Annotated in this window: 17 protein-coding genes; 11 read left to right on the top strand and 6 right to left on the bottom strand. The window is 65.1% G+C overall.

The genetic code is table 11. The features are described from left to right. The first annotated feature begins 88 nt into the window (after window positions 1–88). Together Q1A36_RS10220 and Q1A36_RS10215 are read left to right on the top strand one after the other, a co-directional pair. Window positions 89–1,300 carry an efflux RND transporter periplasmic adaptor subunit gene (locus tag Q1A36_RS10220; RefSeq protein ID WP_299843102.1) on the top strand — a complete coding sequence of 404 codons (1,212 nt, stop codon included), beginning with the start codon at window positions 89–91 and terminating at the stop codon, window positions 1,298–1,300. After that, window positions 1,297–4,353 (top strand): efflux RND transporter permease subunit, encoded by a 3,057-nt coding sequence (locus tag Q1A36_RS10215; RefSeq protein ID WP_299843100.1) that lies wholly within the window; start codon window positions 1,297–1,299, stop codon window positions 4,351–4,353. Before Q1A36_RS10220 ends, Q1A36_RS10215 begins: the two co-directional genes overlap by 4 nt. 396 nt (window positions 4,354–4,749) lie before the next feature. On the opposite strand, the gene Q1A36_RS10210 is transcribed toward Q1A36_RS10215, so the two are convergent. From Q1A36_RS10210 to Q1A36_RS10185, 6 genes are all read right to left on the bottom strand, one after another. Beyond that, on the bottom strand, window positions 4,750–6,060 hold the full coding sequence (locus Q1A36_RS10210) for a pyruvate dehydrogenase complex dihydrolipoamide acetyltransferase (RefSeq protein ID WP_299843097.1): 1,311 nt from the start codon (window positions 6,058–6,060) through the stop codon (window positions 4,750–4,752). Between the two features lie 12 nt (window positions 6,061–6,072). Continuing rightward, entirely contained in the window at window positions 6,073–7,455 is a 1,383-nt protein-coding gene (locus Q1A36_RS10205; RefSeq protein ID WP_299843094.1) for a pyruvate dehydrogenase complex E1 component subunit beta, read from the bottom strand. 15 nt (window positions 7,456–7,470) lie between these two features. Then, complete coding sequence (gene pdhA, locus Q1A36_RS10200) at window positions 7,471–8,517, bottom strand: pyruvate dehydrogenase (acetyl-transferring) E1 component subunit alpha (RefSeq protein WP_299843091.1); 1,047 nt, start codon at window positions 8,515–8,517, stop codon at window positions 7,471–7,473. 159 nt (window positions 8,518–8,676) lie between these two features. Then, a complete protein-coding gene (locus tag Q1A36_RS10195; protein ID WP_299843088.1) occupies window positions 8,677–8,970 on the bottom strand; it encodes a septum formation initiator family protein in 294 nt (97 codons plus the stop codon). A gap of 29 nt (window positions 8,971–8,999) precedes the next feature. Continuing rightward, a complete protein-coding gene (locus tag Q1A36_RS10190) occupies window positions 9,000–11,195 on the bottom strand; it encodes a hypothetical protein (RefSeq protein WP_299843085.1) in 2,196 nt (731 codons plus the stop codon). Between the two features lie 79 nt (window positions 11,196–11,274). Then, window positions 11,275–12,543, bottom strand: coding sequence for an acetylornithine deacetylase/succinyl-diaminopimelate desuccinylase family protein (locus Q1A36_RS10185; RefSeq protein WP_299843082.1), 1,269 nt, complete (start codon window positions 12,541–12,543; stop codon window positions 11,275–11,277). 130 nt (window positions 12,544–12,673) lie between these two features. On the opposite strand from Q1A36_RS10185, the gene Q1A36_RS10180 reads away from it, so the two are divergent. The 9 genes from Q1A36_RS10180 (at window position 12,674) to Q1A36_RS10140 (ending at window position 20,828) form a co-directional block, all read left to right on the top strand. Then, window positions 12,674–13,747, top strand: coding sequence for a hypothetical protein (locus Q1A36_RS10180; protein ID WP_299843079.1), 1,074 nt, complete (start codon window positions 12,674–12,676; stop codon window positions 13,745–13,747). 2 nt (window positions 13,748–13,749) lie between these two features. Further along, window positions 13,750–14,883 carry a hypothetical protein gene (locus Q1A36_RS10175; protein ID WP_299843076.1) on the top strand — a complete coding sequence of 378 codons (1,134 nt, stop codon included), beginning with the start codon at window positions 13,750–13,752 and terminating at the stop codon, window positions 14,881–14,883. A gap of 3 nt (window positions 14,884–14,886) precedes the next feature. After that, window positions 14,887–15,447 (top strand): putative glycolipid-binding domain-containing protein, encoded by a 561-nt coding sequence (locus Q1A36_RS10170; protein ID WP_299843074.1) that lies wholly within the window; start codon window positions 14,887–14,889, stop codon window positions 15,445–15,447. Continuing rightward, window positions 15,448–17,373, top strand: coding sequence for an ATP-binding protein (locus tag Q1A36_RS10165; protein ID WP_299843071.1), 1,926 nt, complete (start codon window positions 15,448–15,450; stop codon window positions 17,371–17,373). It abuts the gene before it with no gap. 105 nt (window positions 17,374–17,478) lie between these two features. Then, complete coding sequence (locus tag Q1A36_RS10160; RefSeq protein WP_299843068.1) at window positions 17,479–17,895, top strand: YbjQ family protein; 417 nt, start codon at window positions 17,479–17,481, stop codon at window positions 17,893–17,895. A 211-nt stretch (window positions 17,896–18,106) separates the two neighbouring features. Further along, on the top strand, window positions 18,107–18,463 hold the full coding sequence (locus Q1A36_RS10155; protein WP_299843065.1) for a hypothetical protein: 357 nt from the start codon (window positions 18,107–18,109) through the stop codon (window positions 18,461–18,463). Continuing rightward, window positions 18,460–19,848: a DUF6638 family protein gene (locus Q1A36_RS10150; RefSeq protein ID WP_299843062.1), complete on the top strand. Its 1,389-nt coding sequence runs from the start codon at window positions 18,460–18,462 to the stop codon at window positions 19,846–19,848. The genes Q1A36_RS10155 and Q1A36_RS10150 overlap by 4 nt, the downstream gene beginning before the upstream one ends. After that, window positions 19,845–20,126 (top strand): hypothetical protein, encoded by a 282-nt coding sequence (locus tag Q1A36_RS10145; RefSeq protein ID WP_299843059.1) that lies wholly within the window; start codon window positions 19,845–19,847, stop codon window positions 20,124–20,126. Before Q1A36_RS10150 ends, Q1A36_RS10145 begins: the two co-directional genes overlap by 4 nt. A 9-nt stretch (window positions 20,127–20,135) precedes the next feature. After that, on the top strand, window positions 20,136–20,828 hold the full coding sequence (locus tag Q1A36_RS10140) for a DUF1523 family protein (RefSeq protein ID WP_299843055.1): 693 nt from the start codon (window positions 20,136–20,138) through the stop codon (window positions 20,826–20,828). Window positions 20,829–20,884 lie beyond the last annotated feature (56 nt).

The raw sequence follows: 20,884 nt of genomic DNA, 5'->3' as shown, positions 1-20,884 counted from the left end.
TTCGCGGGGCCGATCCGGCCTAAGTAAATGGTTCTTACATTTCGGCCCCGGGTGATCCGGGCTGTAGGATGATGGGGGCACGTGCCGCGTGAAGATCTATCTCAGCATCGCCATGGCGGCCCTTGCGCTGTCCCGTCCGGTCTGGGCTGAAGTCAGCGCGGCAACGACAGCGACTGAACCCTCGATCCCCTCGGTGACGGTCGCCACGGCGGCGATGACCGAGATGCAGGCGCGCGTGCTTCTGTCGGGCACGCTGGTCGCGCGGCAGGAGGCGCTGATCTTTCCACAGGTTTCGGGGTTCGAGATCACCGAATTGCTGGTCGAGGCCGGCGATACGGTCGAGACCGGGCAGGTGCTGGCGCGGCTGAGCCGCGACACGCTGGCGGCGCAGCTTGCGCAGGCCGAGGCGGAATATCAGCGCGCCGAGGCCAGCGTCAGTCAGGCGCAAAGCGCCATTGCCAGCGCCGAGGCGACGCGCGTGCAGGCTGTGGCCTCGCTGGACCGGGTGCGGCGTCTGCGCAGCAGCGGCAGCGCCTCGCAGGCGGCGCTGGATGATGCCGTAGCCGCTGAGGCCGGGGCGCAGGCACAGGCGGCCTCGGCCAGTGATGGGCTGGCAGTGGCGCGGGCGGCACTGGCACAGGCCGAGGCGGCGCGGGGCATCGCCCGGCTGAACCTCGCGCGCACAGACATCACCGCCCCGACCGACGGGGTGATCGTCGAGCGGCAGGCCGAACTGGGGGCGATTGCCGGGTCCAGCGGCGATCCGTTGTTCCGGCTGATCGCCGGGGGCGAGATCGAGCTGTCAGCCGAGGTGATCGAGACGGCGCTGCATCAGCTGTCGGTCGGCGATCCGGCCGAGATCGAGGTGGCAGGCGTCGGGCTGGTTCAGGGACGGGTGCGGCTGTTGCCGGCGCGGGTCGATCCGGTGACGCGGCTTGGCAGCCTGCGCATCGCGCTGGACCCCGATCCCGGCCTGCGCACCGGGCTTTTCGCCAATGGCGCCGTCATCACCGCGCGGCGCGAGGCGGTGGCACTACCGGCGCCAGCGGTTTTGGCCGATGACGAGGGCGAATGGGTGCTGCTGGTCCGGGACGGCACGGTCGAGCGGCGCGAGGTCAAGGCCGGGATCCTGTGGCAGGCGCAGCGCGAGATTGTCACTGGGCTTGAGGCCGGCGAGACGGTCATCGCCCGCTCGGGTGCCTTTTTCCGCGATGGTGATCGCGTGAAGCCGGTGACGGCGAAGGTGCCGGAGGCAAGCGGGGAACCCGCCACGGCGGAGGCGGGCGGAGAGAAGCCATGAACCTCTCGACCTGGTCGATCAAGCATCCGGTCCCGCCCATTGCCATCTTCCTGGTGCTGCTGATTGTCGGGCTGTTCAGCTTTCAGCGCCTGCCGGTCACGGCCATGCCGAATATCGACCTGCCCCTCGTCAATGTCACCGTGGTCCAGCCGGGTGCCGCACCGTCGGAATTGACGGCGCAGATCATCCAGCCGATCGAGGACAGCATCGCCGCCGTTACCGGCGTGCGGCATATCCATTCGACCGCCAGCGACAGCGCCGCCACCATCACCGTCGAATTCGAGTTGGAAACCGACAGCGACCGGGCGGTGAATGACATCAAGGACGCGGTGTCGAATGTCCGTAGCGACCTGCCCGAAAGCATCGTCGAGCCGATCGTGCAGCGCGTCGATGTGGAAAGCTTTCCGATCCTGACCTATGCGGTCAGCGACCCGACCCAGACCATTGAGGAACTGTCGCGCTTCGTAGATGACGTGATCGACCGCGAATTGTCGACCGTCGATGCCGTCGGCAAGACCGAGCGGATCGGCGGGGCCGAGCGCGAGATCAAGGTGGAACTGGACCCCGAACGGCTGCTGGCGCAGGGGCTGACCGCAGCCGAGATCTCGAACCAGCTGGTGGCCAAGAACATCGATCTGGGCGGCGGGCGCGGCGATCTGGCCGGCAGCGAATATTCCATCCGCACGCTTGGCGCCGCCAATACGGTCGAGCTTCTGGCCGCCACCCCCATCGCTATCGCCAATGGCGCGACGATCCGGCTGGACCAGCTGGGCGAGGTCATCGACGGCGCCAGCGAGGAGCGCAGCTTTGCCCTACTGAACGGCCAGCCGGTCGTGGCCTTCGGCGTCTATCGCGCCAGCGGTAAATCGGACCTCGTGGCGGGCGATGGCACCAAGGCCAAGCTGGCCGAGATCGCCGGCCGTTATCCCGATACCCGCATCACCCTGATCGACGATTCCACCACCTACACGTCCTCGAGCTATCACAGCGCGATGGAGACGCTGTATGAAGGTGCGGCGCTGGCGGTGATCGTGGTCTTCCTGTTCCTCAGGAACTGGCGGGCGACCCTGATCGCCGCCGTGGCGCTGCCCCTGTCGATCATCCCGACCTTCTTCGTCATGGACTGGCTGGGCTTCACCCTGAACGGGATCAGCCTCTTGGGGATCACGCTGGTCACTGGCATTCTGGTCGATGATGCCATCGTCGAGATCGAGAACATCGTCCGGCATATCAACATGGGGATGCCGCCCTATGAGGCCAGTGAAGAGGCCGCGACCGAGATCGGCATGACCGTCATCGCGATCAGCTTCTCCATCGTCGCCGTCTTTGCGCCGGTCAGCTTCATGGGCGGGATTCCGGGGCAGTATTTCAAGCAGTTCGGCCTGACCGTCGCGGTCTCGGTTCTGTTTTCGCTGCTGGTAGCGCGGATCATCACGCCGATGCTGGCCGCCTATTTCATCCGCGACCGCGCCCATCCCGAGGTGCAGCGCGACGGGTTCCTGATGCGCGGGCTGATGCGCATCCTGCGCTGGACCATGCGCCATCGCGGGCTGACGCTGCTGGCGGGACTGGGTGTCTTTGCCGGTTCGATCTATTCGGCGACGCTGCTGCCGACCGAGTTTATCCCGGCCTCGGATTACGGGCGCAGCCAGATCGAGCTGGAATTGCCGCCCGGATCGACCATCGGCGAGACCGAGGATGCGGCGCGGGCGATCAGTGCCATGGTCCGCGAGACGCCCGAGGTGCAATCGGTCTTCGTCAATGGCGGCGGCGCGGCGATCACCAAATCCCGCCTAATGATCAACTACGGCCCGAAGGATTCGCGCGAACGCAGCCAGTTCGTGCTGGAGGCCGAGTTGAAGGATCGGCTGGCCGATGTGCCGGACATGCGCATCAACTTCCAGAACGAGAACGGCCAGAACGACTTCACCATCAGTGTGTTGGGTGAGACCGAGGAAGGCGCGGCGCTGGCGGCCGAGCGTCTGGTGGAGAAGATGAAGACGCTGCCCAGCCTCGAGGGTGTCACCTCCTCGGCCAGCCTGCAGCGGCCCGAGATCCAGATCCTGCCCCGCGCCGATGTCGCGGCGCAGCTGGGCGTATCGGCCAGCGCGCTGGCGACAACGCTACGGGTGGCGACGCTGGGGGATACGGAATCGAACCTCGCCAAGTTCAATACCGGGCAGGAACAGGTGCCGATCGTGGTGCGGCTGAACCGCGCGGCGCGCGAGGACTGGCAGCTGATCGAAAGCCTGCGCGTGCCTTCGGCCGTGGGGCAAATCCCGCTTGGCGTCGTGGCCGATGTGGTGTTGTCGCGCGGCGCGACCGAGATCGGCCGATATGACCAGCAATACCGCACCACGGTCTCGGCCAACCTTGCCGATGGCGCGCTTCTGGGACCGGTCAGCGCCGAGGTGACGGCGCTGCAAAGCGAGGTCGAGATGCCGCCGGGCACCTCGATCCAGGCGGCAGGCGATGCCGAGATCATGGCCGAGGTCTTTGGCGCCTTCGGGCTGGCGATGGGCTCGGGCATCCTCTTGGTCTATGTCGTGCTGGTGCTGCTCTTCCACAATTTCGTCACCCCGATCTCGATCCTCCTGTCGCTGCCTCTGGCCATCGGCGGCGCGATCCTTGCGCTCTACATCACCGGCAATTCGATCAGCATGGCGGTGGTGATCGGCTTCCTGATGCTGATGGGGATCGTGACCAAGAACGCGATCATGCTGGTCGAATTCGCCCTGACCTCGATGGGCGAAGGGACGCCCAAGCGCGAGGCGATCCTGGACGCGGTCCACAAGCGCGCCCGCCCCATCGTCATGACGACCATCGCCATGAGCGCGGGCATGGTGCCCTCGGCGCTGGCCGTGGGCGAGGGCGGCGAGTTCCGCGCGCCGATGGCCATTGCGGTGATCGGCGGGCTGCTGCTCTCGACCGTGCTGTCGCTTCTCTTCGTGCCCTCGCTTTTCTCGGTCGTGCATGGCTCGCAGCACCGGGTCTTTGGCTGGATCGGGCGCAAGATCGGGCTGAACCGGGCGCGGACACTGCCGGCGGAGTAGGGGTGCGGTGAGACCTGGGGACGTCGCGTCCCCCGGACCCCCTGCGGGAAATTTGGGCCAAGATGAAGGGGCCGTTCATCGTTGACGCCTTCGGAGGTTGCCTTCGCATGACGAGCCGTCTTGGGACTCGTCGGTAGCGTCAAGGTTTGATCGGGCGTGCCACTGAACCAGAAGATTGCAGGTGATCTCCGATCCTTCGTCGACCAGAAGCCAGATGATGCGGCCCGCCGGGCGGTCGGGAAGACAAGATCCTGGCTGCCAGCGTCGAACCCGGTACCGAGTCCCTCTGCGTCATGGACCCCCAATTACCAAAACCGGCGCAAGATTGCGCCGGTTGGTTGGTGCTCCGGTACGGTTTCCCGCAGACTCGGGTGGTGCGAATGCGGATCGACCAGATCAGGCCAGCATACCCATCGGATGTTCCAGATGGTTGACGATGGCTTCCAGCAATTGCGCGCCAAGCGCCCCGTCGATGACCCGGTGATCGACCGACAGCGTCATCGACATGACGTTGCGAATCACCACCTCGCCATTCTCGACGACCGGGGTTTGGATACCGGCGCCGACGGCAAGGATCGCGCCATGCGGCGGGTTGATGACCGCGTCGAAATTCTCGATCCCGAACATGCCGAGGTTCGAGATCGCGAAGCTGCCGCCCTGATATTCATGCGGGGCCAGCTTCTTGGTCTTGGCGCGGTTGGCCAGGTCCTTCATCTCGGTGGAGAGGGCCGACAGCGTCTTCTGCTGCGCGTCCTTCAGGACCGGGGTGAACAGACCGCCCTCAATGGCGACGGCAACCGCGACATCCGAGGGTTTCAGCTTCAGGATCCGGTCGCCGGCCCAGACCGCATTGGCATCCGGCACCTCTTGCAGGGCCAGCGCGCAGGCCTTGATGATGAAGTCGTTGACCGACAGCTTGACCTTGCGGCCTTCCAGCTGCTTGTTCAGGTCGGCGCGGAACTTCATCAGCGCATCCAGCTTGGCCGAGCGGCGCAGGTAGAAATGCGGGATGGTCGACTTGGCCTCGGTCAGGCGCGCGGCGATGGTGCGGCGCATCCCGTCGAGCTTGACCTCTTCGGTCGGGCGGTCGGCATAGATCTTGAGGATCGCTTCCGCCGAAGGACCGGCCGGCGCGGCAGCAGCCGCAGCCGGGGCGGCAGCCGCAGGGGCGGCGGCAGCAGCGGCAGGGGCCGGGGCGGCGCCGGGCTTGGCACCCTCGACATCGGCGCGAACGATCCGGCCATTCGGGCCGGAACCCTTGATCCCGGCCAGATCCACGCCCTTTTCCGCCGCGATGCGACGGGCCAGCGGCGAGGCAAAGACCCGACCGCCGTCAGCCGCCTTGGGGGCAGCCGGGGCAGGGGCGGGTGCAGCAGCGGCCGCAGGGGCAGCAGCGGCCGGAGCAGCAGCAGCGGGCGCGGCAGGTGCCGCAGCCGGGGCGCTGCCGATATCGGCGGCGCTTTCGCCCTCTTCCAGCAGGATGGCGATGGCGGTGTTCACCTTCACCCCCGCCGTGCCTTCGGCGATGAGGATCTTGCCCACCTTGCCTTCATCGACGGCTTCGAATTCCATCGTCGCCTTGTCGGTCTCGATCTCGGCCAGGATATCCCCGGATTTGACCTCGTCGCCCTCTTTCACCAGCCATTTGGCCAGCGTGCCTTCCTCCATCGTCGGAGACAGCGCGGGCATCAGGATTTCTGTCGGCATCTCGCGTTCTCCTTACTTGTAGGTGACTTTCTTCACCGCCGCGACAACCTCGGGCGCGGTGATGAGGGCCAGCTTTTCCAGATTGGCCGCATAGGGCATCGGCACATCCTTGCCGGTGCAGTTGATGACCGGCGCATCGAGGTAGTCGAAGGCGTTCTCCATCAGCACGGCCGAGATGTGGTTGCCGATGCTCGCCACGGGCCAGCCTTCCTCGACGGTGACGCAGCGATTGGTCTTCTTGACCGATTCGATCACCGTGGCCGTGTCCATCGGGCGCAGGGTGCGCAGGTCGATCACCTCGGCCTCGATACCCTCGGCGGCCAGCGTTTCCGCCGCAGCCAGCGCATGGGTCATGCCGATGCCGAAGCTGACGATGGTCACGTCGCTGCCCTGGCGGGCGATGCGGGCCTTGCCGAAGGGGATGGTGAAATCCTCGAGATCGGGGACTTCGAAGCTGCGGCCATACATGATCTCGTTTTCAAGGAAGATCACCGGGTTCGGGTCGCGGATGGCCGTCTTCATCAGGCCCTTCGCGTCAGCCGCCGTATAGGGCATCACCACCTTGAGGCCGGGCACCTGCGCATACCAGGCGGCATAGTCCTGGCTGTGTTGGGCGCCCACCCGGGCGGCGGCGCCGTTCGGGCCGCGGAAGACGATGGGGCAACCCATCTGCCCGCCGGACATGTAGAGCGTCTTGGCCGCCGAGTTGATGATGTGGTCCATGCCCTGCATGGCGAAGTTGAAGGTCATGAACTCGACGATCGGGCGCAGGCCACCCAGAGCGGCGCCGGTGCCGATGCCGGCGAAGCCGATCTCGGAAATCGGCGTGTCGACCACGCGCTTCGGACCATACTTCTCAAGAAGACCCTGCGAGATCTTGTAGGCGCCCTGATACTCGCCGACCTCTTCCCCCATCAGGAAGACGGTTTCGTCGCGGGCCATTTCCTCGTCCATGGCCTCGCGCAGAGCCTCGCGCACGGTCATGGTCTTCATCTTGGTGCCCTCGGGCCAGTCGGGCGAGACATCGCGCGGCATGGCGGGGGCAGGAGCAGCCTGGGCGGCCACCGTGGCGGGGGTGCTTTCCGACTCGGTCGAGACGGCAGCGGGCGCGGCGGCAGGGGCAGCGGCGGCGGGGGTGTCGGAGACGCTTTCGCCTTCCTCGACCATCACCGCGATAGGGGTATTCACCTTCACGCCCTCGGTGCCTTCGGCGATCAGGATCTTGCCGAGGATGCCTTCATCCACCGCTTCGAATTCCATCGTCGCCTTGTCGGTCTCGATCTCGGCGAGAATGTCGCCGGATTTCACCGCATCGCCTTCTTTCTTCAGCCATTTCGCCAGTGTGCCTTCCTCCATGGTCGGCGACAGGGCGGGCATCAAAATCTCGGTTGCCATGGTCTTGTCCCTCCCTCAGGCTTTCTCGCCGGCGTAGATGTCGGTCCAGAGTTCTTCCAGCGCCGGTTCCGGGCTTTCAGCGGCGAACTTGGCCGAGTCGTTGACGATATCCTTGATTTCCTTGTCGATGGCCTTCAGGTCGTCTTCCGAAGCGTGCTTGCCGTCCAACAGCATGGTGCGCACATGCTCGATCGGGTCGCGCTCGTCGCGCATCTTCTGCACCTCTTCGCGCGTCCGGTACTTGGCTGGGTCTGACATCGAGTGGCCGCGATAGCGATAGGTCATGACCTCGAGGATATAGGGCCCTTTGCCCGCGCGGCAGTGGGCCACGGCCTTCTCGCCCGCTGCCTTGACCGCCAGCACGTCCATGCCGTCGACCTGCTCGCCCGGGATGCCAAAGGCTTCGCCACGGCCGAAGAAGGTGGTGGATTTCGTCGAACGCTTGACCGACATGCCCATGGCATACTGGTTGTTCTCGATCACGAAGATCACCGGAAGATCCCAAAGCTCGGCCATGTTGTAGGTCTCGTAGACCTGACCCTGGTTGGCGGCGCCGTCACCGAAATAGGTGAAGGTCACGCGACCATTGCCCAGATACTTGTCGGCGAAGGCCAAGCCCGCCCCCAGCGGCACCTGCGCCGCCACGATGCCGTGGCCGCCGTAGAAATGCTTCTCGCGACTGAACATGTGCATCGAGCCGCCCTTGCCGCGCGAATAGCCGCCTTCGCGACCGGTCAGCTCGGCCATCACGCCGCGTGCTTCCATGCCGCAGGCCAGCATGTGGCCGTGGTCGCGATACGAGGTGATGCGCTTGTCGCCCTCTTCCGCCGCGGCCTCGAGGCCGACGACGACCGCTTCCTGCCCGATGTAAAGGTGGCAGAAGCCGCCGATCTGACCCATGCCGTAAAGCTGGCCAGCCTTCTCTTCGAAGCGGCGGATCAGCAGCATGTCACGGTAATATTGAAGCAGCTCTTCCTTGGAAGTGTTCGACTTGCCTTTGGCCGGTGCGGCGGCTTTCGTCGATGATGCTGCGGGCTTGGCGGCTGTAGCTTTCCTGGCCATTCGGTCCCCCACTCGTGCTTAGGTCGGAATTAGTTCAGCGTTAAACTATCCGTAGACGATCGCGTGGGGGGGTGCAATCCGTCAAACGCATGGCGAATTGCCCGGTGGCGAAAATCGCCCGGAGGTGGTGAAGCGGGGAGAAAACTGCCTGTTTCGCGGTCAGCGCAACACGGCTTCGTCGGCGCGGATCAGGCCCAGAACAGCCCGCGCACGCTCGTCCAGAAGGTCGAGATCGAGGTAGTCATCCGACAGGCGGCGGGTCAGGTTCTGCATCTGCGCCGATTCCTCGGCCAGGGCCTGCCGCTCGGTCATCAGATCGGCCGTTTCCGCCTCAAGCTGCACCCGGCGCAGGATGCCCGAAGGGCCCTGCACGGCGGCAAAGGCGAAATAGAGGCAAAGGCCGGCGGCCAGCACGAAAAGCACCGCCGAACTGATCGAGAAACGCTGAGACATGGTTTTTGACTGCCCGTATTTTTCCGGCATCATGCCACAAGCGGCGGCTTGGGGGAATCCCTGTCGGAAACGGTGTTCCCGGGGGTGTCGGTCCGGGTCAATGCGCCGCGCAGCGCCGACCAGACATTGCGGTCGGTCCAGTAGCCGGTATGGCCGTTCGGGCCGACGCGCAGATTCTCAACCAGCCCGCCCTGCACGCGGACCTGCGTGCCGACGAAATCATCGCAGCGATAGATGTTGATCCAGCGCGCCAGCCGCCCGGCCAGCGGGTCCAGCCCGAAGCCCTTGGCGAAATACTGGCCGTAGATATGGGTCAGCGGCGAGCCCATGGTCAGCAGGAAGCGCGGCCGGTCGGGAAACACCCCCTCGGCCAGCGACTGCGCCGCGATAACCGTGCCTTGCGAATGCGACACCACGATCAGCCGGTCATAGTCCATCTGCCGGGCCAGGTGGTCATGCACCAGTCGGAAGCGGGCAAGGATGCGCTCGCGCTGTGCATAATGGCTGTCGCTGCCGGGGCCGGGCTTTCCGGCCAGCGTCCGGGTCGAATAGACCGAGATGTCGCGCGCCACGCCAAGGGCCGCCGCGATGAAGGACGCGCCGCGATAGATGGCGAGGCCCAGAAAGGCAGTGACAGCGACGGCCAGCACGTTCAGCGCGGTGATCCGATCGTGAAAGCTGCTCAGGCGGCCGATCAGCGTGTCGGTATTCCATTCGTAATAGGGGATGCCGACGACATCCATCGTGGTCTTGCTGGCCTGGAACAGCCCGCCGAAGGCAATCCACAGGATCAGCACGAACAGCAGCTGGTTCAGCACCGGGTTCAGGATCAGCCGCCCGCACCAGATGTCCAGCACCGTCGGCTGCTCCTGCGCCAGCTGCCCGCGCCGGATGCGCCGGATCATCAGCGGCACCACCCCGACCAGCACCAACGCGGCCACCGCGATCATGATATAGGCCATGGTGCTGAGCAGCAGACCCGAATAATCCGCATAGACTTGGGCCAGCAGGGTCTTGCCACCCTCCTCGCCGTCCAGCTTCTGCACCACGCCCGAGAACAGTGCCCAGAGCGCCGAGGTGATCAGCATCCACAGGATCAGCATGGCATTGCAGAGCGACAGATAGATCAGCCGGCGCTGGCTGAAGAACACGGTGATGCGGTTGGCCGTGCGGATCAGACGGCGCCGGGCCGGCGGGATCAGCACCAGCGCCGCCAATGTTCCCAGGGCGACCAGCAGCCAGTCCCGGCTGCCCGCCGGGGCGCCCTGCGCGGCGACGATCAGCAACACCGGCAGGCCGAAAACCAACAGCGTTCGCCTCAGCCCCAGATCGGTCAGGGTCGAGGTGACGAACAGCGCCAAGAGGATCGCCACGGCGCCGAGCCAGATGGCCCCCATCAGCAGCGTTGCCCCCCAGGCGAACATTGCGATGTCCTGATGGTCGAGCGACCAGCAACTGGTCATCTCGATCGACCGGCACGAGGCCTGCCGCATTGCCTCGATCCAAGGCGCGTCGGGCATCAGCCAGACCAGGAGCGCCGCCAGCGCAGCCATTGCAGACAAGCCGCCAAGACCCGCGACGAAGGCCCGTACCATATAGGAGCTTTGCGGGCTGCGGATCATCGCGCGCCAGAAGAGGCAACAGAGCGCGACCACTCCGCCCATTGCGGCGATCAGTAGCGCGCCCGGCAATTGCCCCGGACCGTTGCCGATCTGGACCACGAAAGGATCGACCAGAAGCGAGATCGAGGCGATGAACAGAAGCGCGTTGAAGGGCGCGATCAGGGCGAAGAAGATCCAGACGAACAGATAGACCGCGCGGCGCGACCAGGGGCTGACCTCGGCAGCGCTGTCATCGACATTTTCCAGCGCCAGATAACCAAGGGCCAAAATCGTCCGCAGCAGGTCGAAGGCCGTGTCGAGTGAGCCTTTCGGCGCGCGCGACAGGTCCGACCAATAGACCTCGCCGGCCAGAATCTCCTGATCTTCCGGTAGCTTGTTGGCAGCGGTCGCCGGAACCGTGGTGCGGCGGATGGTGCAGGGGAAGAGCTTCAGCAGCTCGCTGCCCTCGACCTTCTCGGCGATCATCTCGGTGCGGCCCTCGATCGGGCCGGGCAGACCCAGTTCCTGCACCGCGCCGCCGGTCAGGGCGTCGATGGTTTCACCGGGCGCCTGTTCGCCAATGCCGTGAACGATCAACAGCAGGGTCTTTTTCAAAACGACCATCCGTCATTTTGCGAGATTCCAACAGTTTATCGAAAGGGCGTGCTGAAATAAATATCGTTCAGCGGGTATTGGTAAGGTTTCACTTACCTGAAAGCAGATCGTCCAGAACCAGCGCCATGACCTTGGCGCTGTCGATCATGTCACCGACGCCGACCCATTCATCGGGCTGATGGGCAAGGTCCAGCACGCCGGGGCCATAGGCGATGCAGTTCTTCAGCTTGCCGATGCGGTCGATATGTTTCTGGTCATAGGTGCCGGGCGAGACGACATAGCCGGCCTCGCGCCCCAGCACCCGCTCGATCGCGGCGGCGGTGGTGCGCACCACCGGGGCGTCCTTTTCGGTCATCGAGGGGATGACCTCGAAAAGATCCCGGATTTCATAGGCAAAGCTGGGCCGTCGCGCCTTGACCTTTTCCAGAAGGGCTGTGACCTCGGCCTTCACCTCGGCCAGGTCCTCCTCGATCAGGAAGCGTCGGTCGATCACGATGCGGCAGCGGTCGGGCACGCAGGGGGCAGGCAGTCCCGTAAAGCCTTCCGGCTGCTCCACCGCGCCGCCATGGATCGAGTTGATGTTCATCGTCGAGGATCGCGCGCCTTCGGGGATCACCGGCATCTCGGTGTGCTTGCCGGCCAGCAGCGGCCACAGCGTCGCTTCCATCTCGTCCAGCACCGCGCCCATGTGGCGCACGGCGCAGTCGCCAAGGAAGGGCATCGAGCCGTGGGCGATGCGGCCCTGCGTCTCGATCTCGGCCCACCAGACGCCGCGATGACCAAGGCAAATGCGGTCCTTGTGCAGCGGTTCGGGGATGATGACGTGATCCACATCGGCGAAGGCGCCCTGTTCGGCCAGGTAGGCCACGCCGCCATAGCCGCCGGTTTCCTCGTCCGCCGTGGCGCTGATCTCGATGCTGCCGGCATGATCGGGGTTTGCCGCCACGAAGGCCTCGGCGGCGATGATGCTGGCCGCCAGCCCGCCCTTCATGTCGCAGGCGCCCCGGCCATAGATGCGGTCGCCATCCAGCTCGCCGCCGAAGGGATCGCGGGTCCAGCCATGGCCGACCTCGACGACATCGTGATGGCTGTTGAAATGCACGCAGTCGCCGGGCCGCGTTCCCTTGCGCCGGGCGACAAAATTCCAGCGCGGGAAATCGGCGCTGTCGCCCGGTGTGCCATGGGCGCGGATCAACTGGCAGTCCCAGCCCTGCGGTGCCATCCGCGCCTCGAGATAGTCGCAGATGTCGCGATAGCGCCGGCCGGGCGGGTTCAGCGTCGGGATGCGGATCAGATCCTGCGTCAGGCGGATCAGCGCCTCGCGGCGGTTCTGAACTGATCGGGTCAAGTCGTCCATGACGTGCAGGTTAGGCAGCCGGTTCGGCGCTGACAACGGCCAAATTCGGCGCGGTTTCCCGCGCATCCACTTGCACTGGCGGGCGTTCGCCCTAACATCTTTCCCAACGAACATATCAGGGGGGAAGGCGATGGCATCGCTGGAACAACAGATTACCGAAAGCCAGAAGCAGGTGGCAGCGGCGCAGGGCAAGATCGCCCAGATGACCGAGGCGCTGGACCGCGCGTCGGCTAGGGCCGACGTGGCCAGCCTGCCCATCGACGTGGCCAATGCGACGCTGCAGGATGTCCATGCCCATACCGAGGCGATGAACGCCAATATCGCCGAGCTGATCATGGGGCTCGATGACGTGACGGCGGGCTTCTCGCAGGATTTCGAGGCGCTGCGGTCGAAGACGGGCTGGGAAAGCTTTGTCGGCATCTTTGCCAGCGGCAAGTCCGAGGCGATGCGGCAGGAGCGTCTGCGCGATGCCAGCATCGACGACAAGCTGCAGGACCTGATCTCCAAGTCCGACACCATCACCCGGCTGCTGCAGGGACAACTGGACCTGCTGAACGACCAGAAGGCCAAGGTCGAAGCGAACCTGACCGGCACGCTGGAGGAGCGCGAGGCAACCGTCGGCACGCTCGAGGCGCTGCGCGAGAAGATCAAGGCGATGGACCCGCAGCTGATCGAGCTGGAGAACAAGATCTCGACCACCACCGACGCCAGCGACCGCACGCGGCTGGAGACCGAGTTGGCCAATGCCAACAAGGATCACAACGCGCTGGTGCAGGACGAACAGGTGGCGCTGGCCAAGTCGCAGACGCTGGAGCGTTACATCGAGGCCGGCAAGACCTGGGTGGATAGCCTGCAGAACCAGGCCGCGACGCAGATGGTGCTGATCAACAAGCTGCAAACCGACACCCGCCAACGGGTCGTGCTGTATGACGCGCTGACCAAGTCGCTGAAAACCGCGCAGCAGCAGGACGTGGCCCATCGCATCAACGAGATCGGTGTGCGGACGGATCAGGAGGCGCAGGCCGCCATGGCCGCCATCGGCACCGCCACCAATGACAAGATGGCCGACATGCTGGAAGCTCATGGCGATCACATGGTTTTCGCCCGCAAGGTGCTGGAAGAGAAAGCCAAGGCCGACGAACGCTTTGCCCGCCGCTTTGCCGAGATCGTCAAGAAGCATGACAGCAATCTCTATGGCAGTTGAGCGTGGCTGAAACCGGAACCCTCGACGCCGACCACCGGAAGCTTGACGACGACCTGCAGGCGCGGGCCTTCATCGACCAGACGCGCCACATTGCCGAGGTGCTGCCCGGCGCGCTGGACGAGATGGTGCGGGACGGGCTGTTCACCCAGGTCGAAACCGAGGTGATCGATGGCTATCTGGGCGCGCTGAAAGCCAGCATGGATGCGCTGGCGATGAAATATCTCGTCGCCGGTCGGATCGAGGGGCCGCTGCAGCGGCATCTGACCATCGATATCCATGAATCCGGCTTCCCGGTCTGGCAGGAGATCGCCCAGACCGCCGCCGATGCCGCGCAGGCGCAGGCGGAACTGGCCCGCACACCCGACGCCGCCGCGATCAAGGACGACATGGTGCGCGAGATCGTCGGCCGCCAGACCATCCCCACGCGGCTGCAATACGCGCTGTCGCAGCGATATTACTACGAGGCGCTGGCGGCGGGCGGGCTGTTCTGGCCGCAGATGCATCCGCAGGGCTTCTGGCTGTCGGGGCATGACAGCAGCCGGCGGCGCTGGCTGCTGCACTGGGCGGTCTATGACAGCCAGCTGAACGTGCCGATCCTTTACCTGATGGATGTGGACGATACCGGCCGCCGCGCGCTGACCGATGACCCGAAGCGCTGGCCCGAGGTCCGGGCGCATCTTCTGGCGCAATCGGTCTCGGGCCTGCAGCTTCTGACCATCGCGCAGGGGTTCGACCGCGATTTCGAGACGCTGCACCCCCATCGCCTGCGCCGGATCACGCTGGGGCCGGCCTATTCCAGCGGCTATACCGTGCAGGAAGGCCCGATCCGCGAGGTGCTGGACAGTGCCGCCGCGCCTGCGGGCGAGGATTGGGCGCTGGCCATGACCGTCGAGGATCTGCAGGCCGAGCGCGCGGTGATGGAATCCTCGGGCTTCTTCGGCGTGACCGAGCGGCAGATCTTCAAGCTGGACCCGCTGAACCAGTATGGCGCGGGGCAGGGGGCCACATCGGCCACCCGGCTTCTTGTGCTGCCGGCCCGTCCCTATCAGGCGCTGGCGACGCTGGACCCGCCGGGCTTTCGCAACATCCGCAAATACGTGCCCGGCCCCGATGGCCGGGTGACGAGCTATCGCTAGGCCATGGGCGAGGGCGGCGCACAGATCGTCTGGCGGCGGCTGGATCACCCCGGACATGATGCCTGCCGGCTGTGGTCGGAAGGCAGCCTGTGGCGGATCGAGGGTATGGCGGTGTGGCTGGATCCTGAGGGCCCGGCACAGATCGCTTATGAGGTCTCCGCTGGCGAGGACTGGATCACCCGCTCGGCCCGGATCATGGGGCGGGTGGGCAAGCGCGCGTTCAGCCTGTCGATCCACCGCGACGCGATGGGCAACTGGCGGGTGAATGGCGAGGCGCTGCCCGAGGTGACGGGGCTTGCGGATATCGATCTGGGCTTTACGCCTGCCACCAACACGCTGCCGATCCGGCGGCTGCGTGGCGCAAGGCAGGAGAGTGCAGATCTGGCAGCGGCCTGGCTCGATCCCGGCGACTGGCAGGTGAAACCGCTGCCGCAGCATTACGAAGTCCGGGACGACGGGCGCTGGTCCTATCGCTCGCCCGGCCATGGGTTCGAGACCGAGATGACGATTGATGGCGACGGGCTGATCACCGACTATCCGCCGCTTTGGGTGAAAGAGGGCTGAATGGACGCGAAAAGTGAGATGGAACTGCCCGAGGCCGAGATCCGGGGCCATTACCCGCAGGCGCTGAGCCTGCTGACCGGCTTCGATCATGCGCCGCGTCTTGGCAAGGCGGCCGCCGTTGCCACCGCCCCCGAACGCTCGCCCGGCATCCCCTCGGCCTCGCGCTTCCGCTCCACCACGCCGGGGCTGGCGGCACGCTCTACCGCCCGCCCCAGCGGCGTCCGGCTGATCGAGCGGATCGAGGGCGCGGGCGGCGAAGACCTGCCATCCCCCGCCGCCGCCACCACCGCCCGCGCGTTGCGCCGGGCGCTGGCCATCTCGCTGGCGGTCAGTGACGAGGTCGCGGCGCGGTCCGGCGCGGCGGAACTGAAGCGCGCCAATCTCGAAGGCCGCCTGCCGCCCGAGCGACGCAGAGAGTTCACCGAATTGCTCGCCGTGGAATCGCTGGCGGCGCTGTCGGTCTTTGCCAATGCCACCGCCTTCCTGCTGGCCGAACATGCCGGTCCCGAGACGGTCGAGGGCATCACCGCCGACGAGGTGCTGACCGACAACCCGTTGACCGCGCTGCAAGGCGCGCTGTGGGAACTGGACCAGAACCTCGCCCGCGCCACCGATGACAAGACCCTGATCGCCAGCACCCTAGCCTTTGCCGAGGCGCTGGCCGCCGCCGTGCAGGCCCGCGCCGAGACCGCCCCGCGCATCGGCGCCTTCACCGGCGCGAGCTGGCGGGTGGCGGCGGATGATTTCCCCATTGCCGGTTTCGCCCCGGCCACCAAGGCGCGCGGCAAGCCGCTGTCCATGGCCTTCAAGAAGCCCGAGGAGGTCATCGGCAACGCGATTGCGAAACATCAGGCGATGCGGCTGGCGCGGATGATGGTGGCTTATGATTTCGACCGGCGGATGAACCCCTTCGTCGAACTGGGCGGCTTCGTCTTTACCTTTCTGGGCGACGGCAGGCCCGGCACCGGCAAGACCACGCTGATCCAGATGATGGCCGGGATGCTGAACGATTATTGCACTATCGGCGGCTATCCCTTCCGCTATGCCAACCTGTCGGTCGACAATATCGACAGCTATCAGGGCAAGTCGGGCCAGAACGCCAAGGCCTTCATCACCTCGATCATCGACCCTGCGGTGATCGGCTTCGGCACCATCGACGACATCGACCAGATCGCCGGCAAGCGCGGCGACCGCCAGTCATCCGCCGGCCAACAGGAGATCACCGCCGTGCTGATGGAGGCTTTTGCCGGCGCCTCGACCGTGGTGCGCGGCAATTGCACCTTCGGGATGTTCTCGAACTATGCCGAGGCCATCGACGACGCCCTGCGCCAGCGCGCCTCGGCCCGCTTCCTGATCGACGGGCCGAAAACGCAGGCCGATTATATCGACATCCTCGCGCTGCTTCTGGGCAAGCGCCATGACATCCCGGTGGGCGAGCACGACCTGATGAAGGCGCAGGCGATGCAGAAGGCCGTTGCCGACAGCTATGCCGGCCATTCCCGCCCGCAGGAGGCGGGGCTGGAAAAGGTGTTCAACGAGGTCTCGGGGCGCTTTGGCGAGCTGGAAAACCTCGCCGAGCTTGGCAGCTATCTCTATGCCATTTCGCAGGCCGAGCCGCGCTTTACCGGTCGCGCGGTGAAGAACATCACCGATGCGGTCAAGGCCCGCGCGATGGATTTTGACATGCCGGACGAGTGGTTCACCACGCCCGAACCCTTCCTGCACCAGCCCTATGAGCGGAAGCTGGAGATGATCGGCGCGCTCCGCCAGCCGATCACCACCGAGATGGTGGTGCAGGAGATCAATCGCTATGCCGACAGTGAATGGCGCTATTCGGACAGCGCGGACGAGACGGCGATAGCGGAAACCGTGCGCGGGATGGAGCGGATGGAAGAGGCGCGGAAGCGGTTTGGGGGGCAGGGTTAGGCGATGGCGGCTTGTATCGATTGTGGGCGTGAAGCAGGTTTCTTCGAGAGGATCGGAGGGCGATGCAGCGATTGCCACTTGGCCAATCTAAATCGGGCTAGGCATGTGCGTGAGCAGGGTCCAGTCTCGGCGGAGGAAATTGAGCGTCAAAGAGCTCAAGAAATTCTGGAGAGGCAAAAAGAAGAGAAGCAGATAGGTCAAATTCTCCTGACGACCGAGAACGCGCCAGACATCGAGATCGTCGAACGTATCGAGATCATCACGGCGGAATGCGCCTACGGAATGCACATCTTCAAGGATCTCTTTGCCGGTGTGCGTGACATTGTTGGCGGGCGCTCGAAGGCCGTTCAGAAAACAATGAGAGAGGCGAGGCGTACCGCTCTGTTGGAACTCAAGCGCGAAGCTCACGCAGTTGGTGCAAATGCTGTCGTCGGCGTTGATCTCGATTATGTGGAACTTTCCAGTCCTGGAAACATGGTCATGCTGGTCGCGTCGGGGACAGCCGTGAAAGCAAAGCTTTGATCACTTTGGACAAGCTCAAGCTCGTTCCCCGCCCGATACGCGGGCGTCAGCCCGCCGGGCAGCGGCCGACCGCCCCCCAGGGCGGCCGCTTTGGTGACGCCCCACGCCGAACAGCCGTTCGACGCACTGGCACCATAAAGGCGCTTCCACGAACCGCCCCAGCGGCCCCCCGCGGTCGGCCTCTGCCCTCCGTTGCGCTCCGGGCCACCCCATGAGCCCCGTCGAACGCGCCGCCCTCGCACTAACCGCTTTGCCCGTCCTATCCCTCGGTCTGGCCCATTTCTCCCTGCGCCGGCTGAAGCTCAACCGGTGTGACAACCTGATCGGCGCTGCATTTCTGATGCTGCAACAGGTCTGGCGGGTGGCGAGCCGGTTTGGCACGCTGGTCTTCGTGTTCTGGTTTTACGGCACAAGATACGACCCCGAGGCCTACGAGGCCGCCATGGACGCACCAAGTACCGTTTTCGTGCTGATGGGCTCGGCGATGCTGGCCTATCTATATCTCATTATCCGGTGGTGCTGGCAGATGTGGCTGCTGCGCCGCGCCCCGCGGGAGCTTGCGAAATGAAACGCCTGATCGAAAAGGGCCTGATGTTCGGCAACCTGATCCGGGTGAACTCCACCGCCTGGGTCGCGCTTTACAATCGCGCGCTGAAGAAGGTGACGGGCAAGGAAACCGCGCTCACGGAATTCCACATCGACATCAGTGGCTATTCCCCCGAGATCGGGGACGAGCTGGACGATATGGATTACTTGCGCCCCGATGGTGGCAACCGGCAGTTCATCCTGCTGACGACCGAGCAGAAGACCGCGCCGCTGTTGAATGCGGATCTCTCGGTGCTACGCGACGTGCTGCGTGCCTTCATCACCCAAAATGAAAGCCAGCTGTTCAGCCTGACCGCGCGGGATGCGGTGCTGGGCGAGATCGACGATCAGGTCTGGCAGGTCGGTGGCCCCGCCGATCTGGCTGCGATCCGGCACCTGACGATCAGCGCCGACACCACCGGCAACCATGTGGCCGAGGCCGACCGGCTGACCGCGCTGATCGAGCGGTTCCGCACCGAGCCGGATGGCTGGTGGGATGACGTGCTGATCGCCGAGATGATCGAGCAGGCGAAAAAGACCGGCGACGTGGTGCGTAACCCGGTGCATCTGCAGCATACCGGCTTTGACGTGCAGGATTTCTGGACCTCGGAATTCGGCGGGGTCTATGTGATCCGCTCGGCCAAGCAGCCGGCGATGATCTTCAGCGATCCCAAGGCGCATATCGACCTGCCGGGCTTCCAGACCATGACCACGCTGCAGGTGAACCAGATCGCCGCGTGGCTGGCGCGAAACGCTCTGGCCGAACCCATCGCCAGCGCGCGCGGCGCCGATGCCGCGCCGATCCTGCGCCAGAAGATCGATTTCATCCTCGTCGATGCCGCGACCCGGCTTGGCATCGATACCGGCAGCGGCACGAGGGCCGAGCTGCGCCGCGCCGCCGCGCGCATGGGGGCGCAGCTGCCGGCCGAGATCCGCGGGCTGTCGGCGCTCTCGCGCTATTCCGAACAGGGCGGCGACTGGCCGGTGATCGACAGCGCCGATCCGGCCTATTTCTACGCCATCCGCGCCACGCCCGGCCCCGCCCGCGGGCTGATCAACCGGCTGCTGTCGGAACTGGGCCCCAGCGACGTGCGGCAGCTGTTCATCACCCACAAGCCACTGTTCTACAAACTCTACCAGACCTGGTCCGAGCCGAAGCAGACCTATGTGGCCGATTTTCTGGCTCGCGAGTACCAGATCGACAAGCAGGGCACCCGCGACGCGCTGTTCGGGCCCGAGCCGGGCATGGCCGAGCCAGCGATGGCGGCCCATGCGGCACCCGCTGGTCCATGGGGCGGTGCGCGTGCTAGCCTGTCGGAAGGGGCCGCGCGGCCACCCGTCACGCCGCCTTGGGGGTTCAGCCGTTGACCGCACTGTTTCGTCTCATCGTGCTGGTGCTGCTTCTGGAGGCGGCGCTGTATTTCCTGCTCTGGATCTACATGCGCTCGCTGAGGCGCGAGGCGCTGGAAGGGGAATGGGACGAGCGCCATCCCGAACAGGCCGGCGACAGCGCCGACCGGGACGAGTTCGTGCGCCGCTCGATGGTCAATTTCGAGAAGAGCCTGCGCGCAAGGTTGCTGTGGCTGGTCTTTATCATTCCGACCGCGGCGATTATGGGGATCATCTATTGGGTCAACTGGCAGTAGGGGTATCAGATGCATTACGTCAAGGTCGTGCTGGGAGTTCTGCTTGGCGTCCTCGTCTTCGCCTTTCTAGACTATGCGCTGCCGTCAAAGAACACGGTCAGGATCACCAATACCTATAACCGGCTGACCTATATCAGCCCCACGAACAGCATCTTCTATGCCAGCGACGATACCGGCACGGTCGAGAACCAGCAGGGTCAGCGCGACATCCGCTTCATCGATACGGTGCGCCCGAACGGCAAGGTCTTCGTCTATCGCAACGAGGATACCGGCTGGATCTGGCCACCCTATTTCAAATACGACAGCTCGAACCTGCATTCCGAGGCGACCAACCTGCAATCCACCGCGCAGGCGCCGCAATGGGTCAGCATCACCGCCTACGGCTGGCGGATTCCGTGGCTCTCGACCTATCCGAACGCGATCTCGATCGACACCGTGGCCGGGCCGAACGAGCATCCGCGCAACTGGCCGGCGATGATCATCCTGATCGTGCTGTTCTTCGTCCTGCTGCTCGTCTGGCGGATGTGGGCGCAGTTCCGCCAGCGCACCATCGACCCCGCCGTGGCCCGCGTCGATCAGGCCTGGGATGACGTGGAAAACCGCGCCGATGCCGCCCGCGACCGGGTGGTGTCCGAGGCCAGCGAAGCCAAGGGCAAGGTCTCGGGCTGGCTGGGCACATGGCGGGGCAAGCCGCGTCCCTGATCGGGCGGGCCCCGAAAAAGTGACGCCCCTTGGCGACTTGTGGGCTGGCCGGTGCA

This window comes from uncultured Paracoccus sp., from assembly GCF_947487305.1.
Lineage (GTDB): Bacteria > Pseudomonadota > Alphaproteobacteria > Rhodobacterales > Rhodobacteraceae > Paracoccus.
This window is presented reverse-complemented; position numbering and strand designations above follow the sequence as displayed.

Coding starts and splice junctions, on each gene's coding strand:
- Q1A36_RS10195 (WP_299843088.1), bottom strand. CDS start 8,970: ATGTCTCAGCGTTTCTCGATCAGTTCGGCGGTGCTTTTCGTGCTGGCC.
- Q1A36_RS10210 (WP_299843097.1), bottom strand. CDS start 6,060: ATGCCGACAGAAATCCTGATGCCCGCGCTGTCTCCGACGATGGAGGAA.
- Q1A36_RS10140 (WP_299843055.1), top strand. CDS start 20,136: ATGCATTACGTCAAGGTCGTGCTGGGAGTTCTGCTTGGCGTCCTCGTC.
- Q1A36_RS10155 (WP_299843065.1), top strand. CDS start 18,107: ATGAGCCCCGTCGAACGCGCCGCCCTCGCACTAACCGCTTTGCCCGTC.
- Q1A36_RS10170 (WP_299843074.1), top strand. CDS start 14,887: ATGGGCGAGGGCGGCGCACAGATCGTCTGGCGGCGGCTGGATCACCCC.
- Q1A36_RS10215 (WP_299843100.1), top strand. CDS start 1,297: ATGAACCTCTCGACCTGGTCGATCAAGCATCCGGTCCCGCCCATTGCC.
- Q1A36_RS10180 (WP_299843079.1), top strand. CDS start 12,674: ATGGCATCGCTGGAACAACAGATTACCGAAAGCCAGAAGCAGGTGGCA.
- Q1A36_RS10150 (WP_299843062.1), top strand. CDS start 18,460: ATGAAACGCCTGATCGAAAAGGGCCTGATGTTCGGCAACCTGATCCGG.
- pdhA (WP_299843091.1), bottom strand. CDS start 8,517: ATGGCCAGGAAAGCTACAGCCGCCAAGCCCGCAGCATCATCGACGAAA.
- Q1A36_RS10205 (WP_299843094.1), bottom strand. CDS start 7,455: ATGGCAACCGAGATTTTGATGCCCGCCCTGTCGCCGACCATGGAGGAA.
- Q1A36_RS10165 (WP_299843071.1), top strand. CDS start 15,448: ATGGACGCGAAAAGTGAGATGGAACTGCCCGAGGCCGAGATCCGGGGC.
- Q1A36_RS10190 (WP_299843085.1), bottom strand. CDS start 11,195: ATGGTCGTTTTGAAAAAGACCCTGCTGTTGATCGTTCACGGCATTGGC.
- Q1A36_RS10185 (WP_299843082.1), bottom strand. CDS start 12,543: ATGGACGACTTGACCCGATCAGTTCAGAACCGCCGCGAGGCGCTGATC.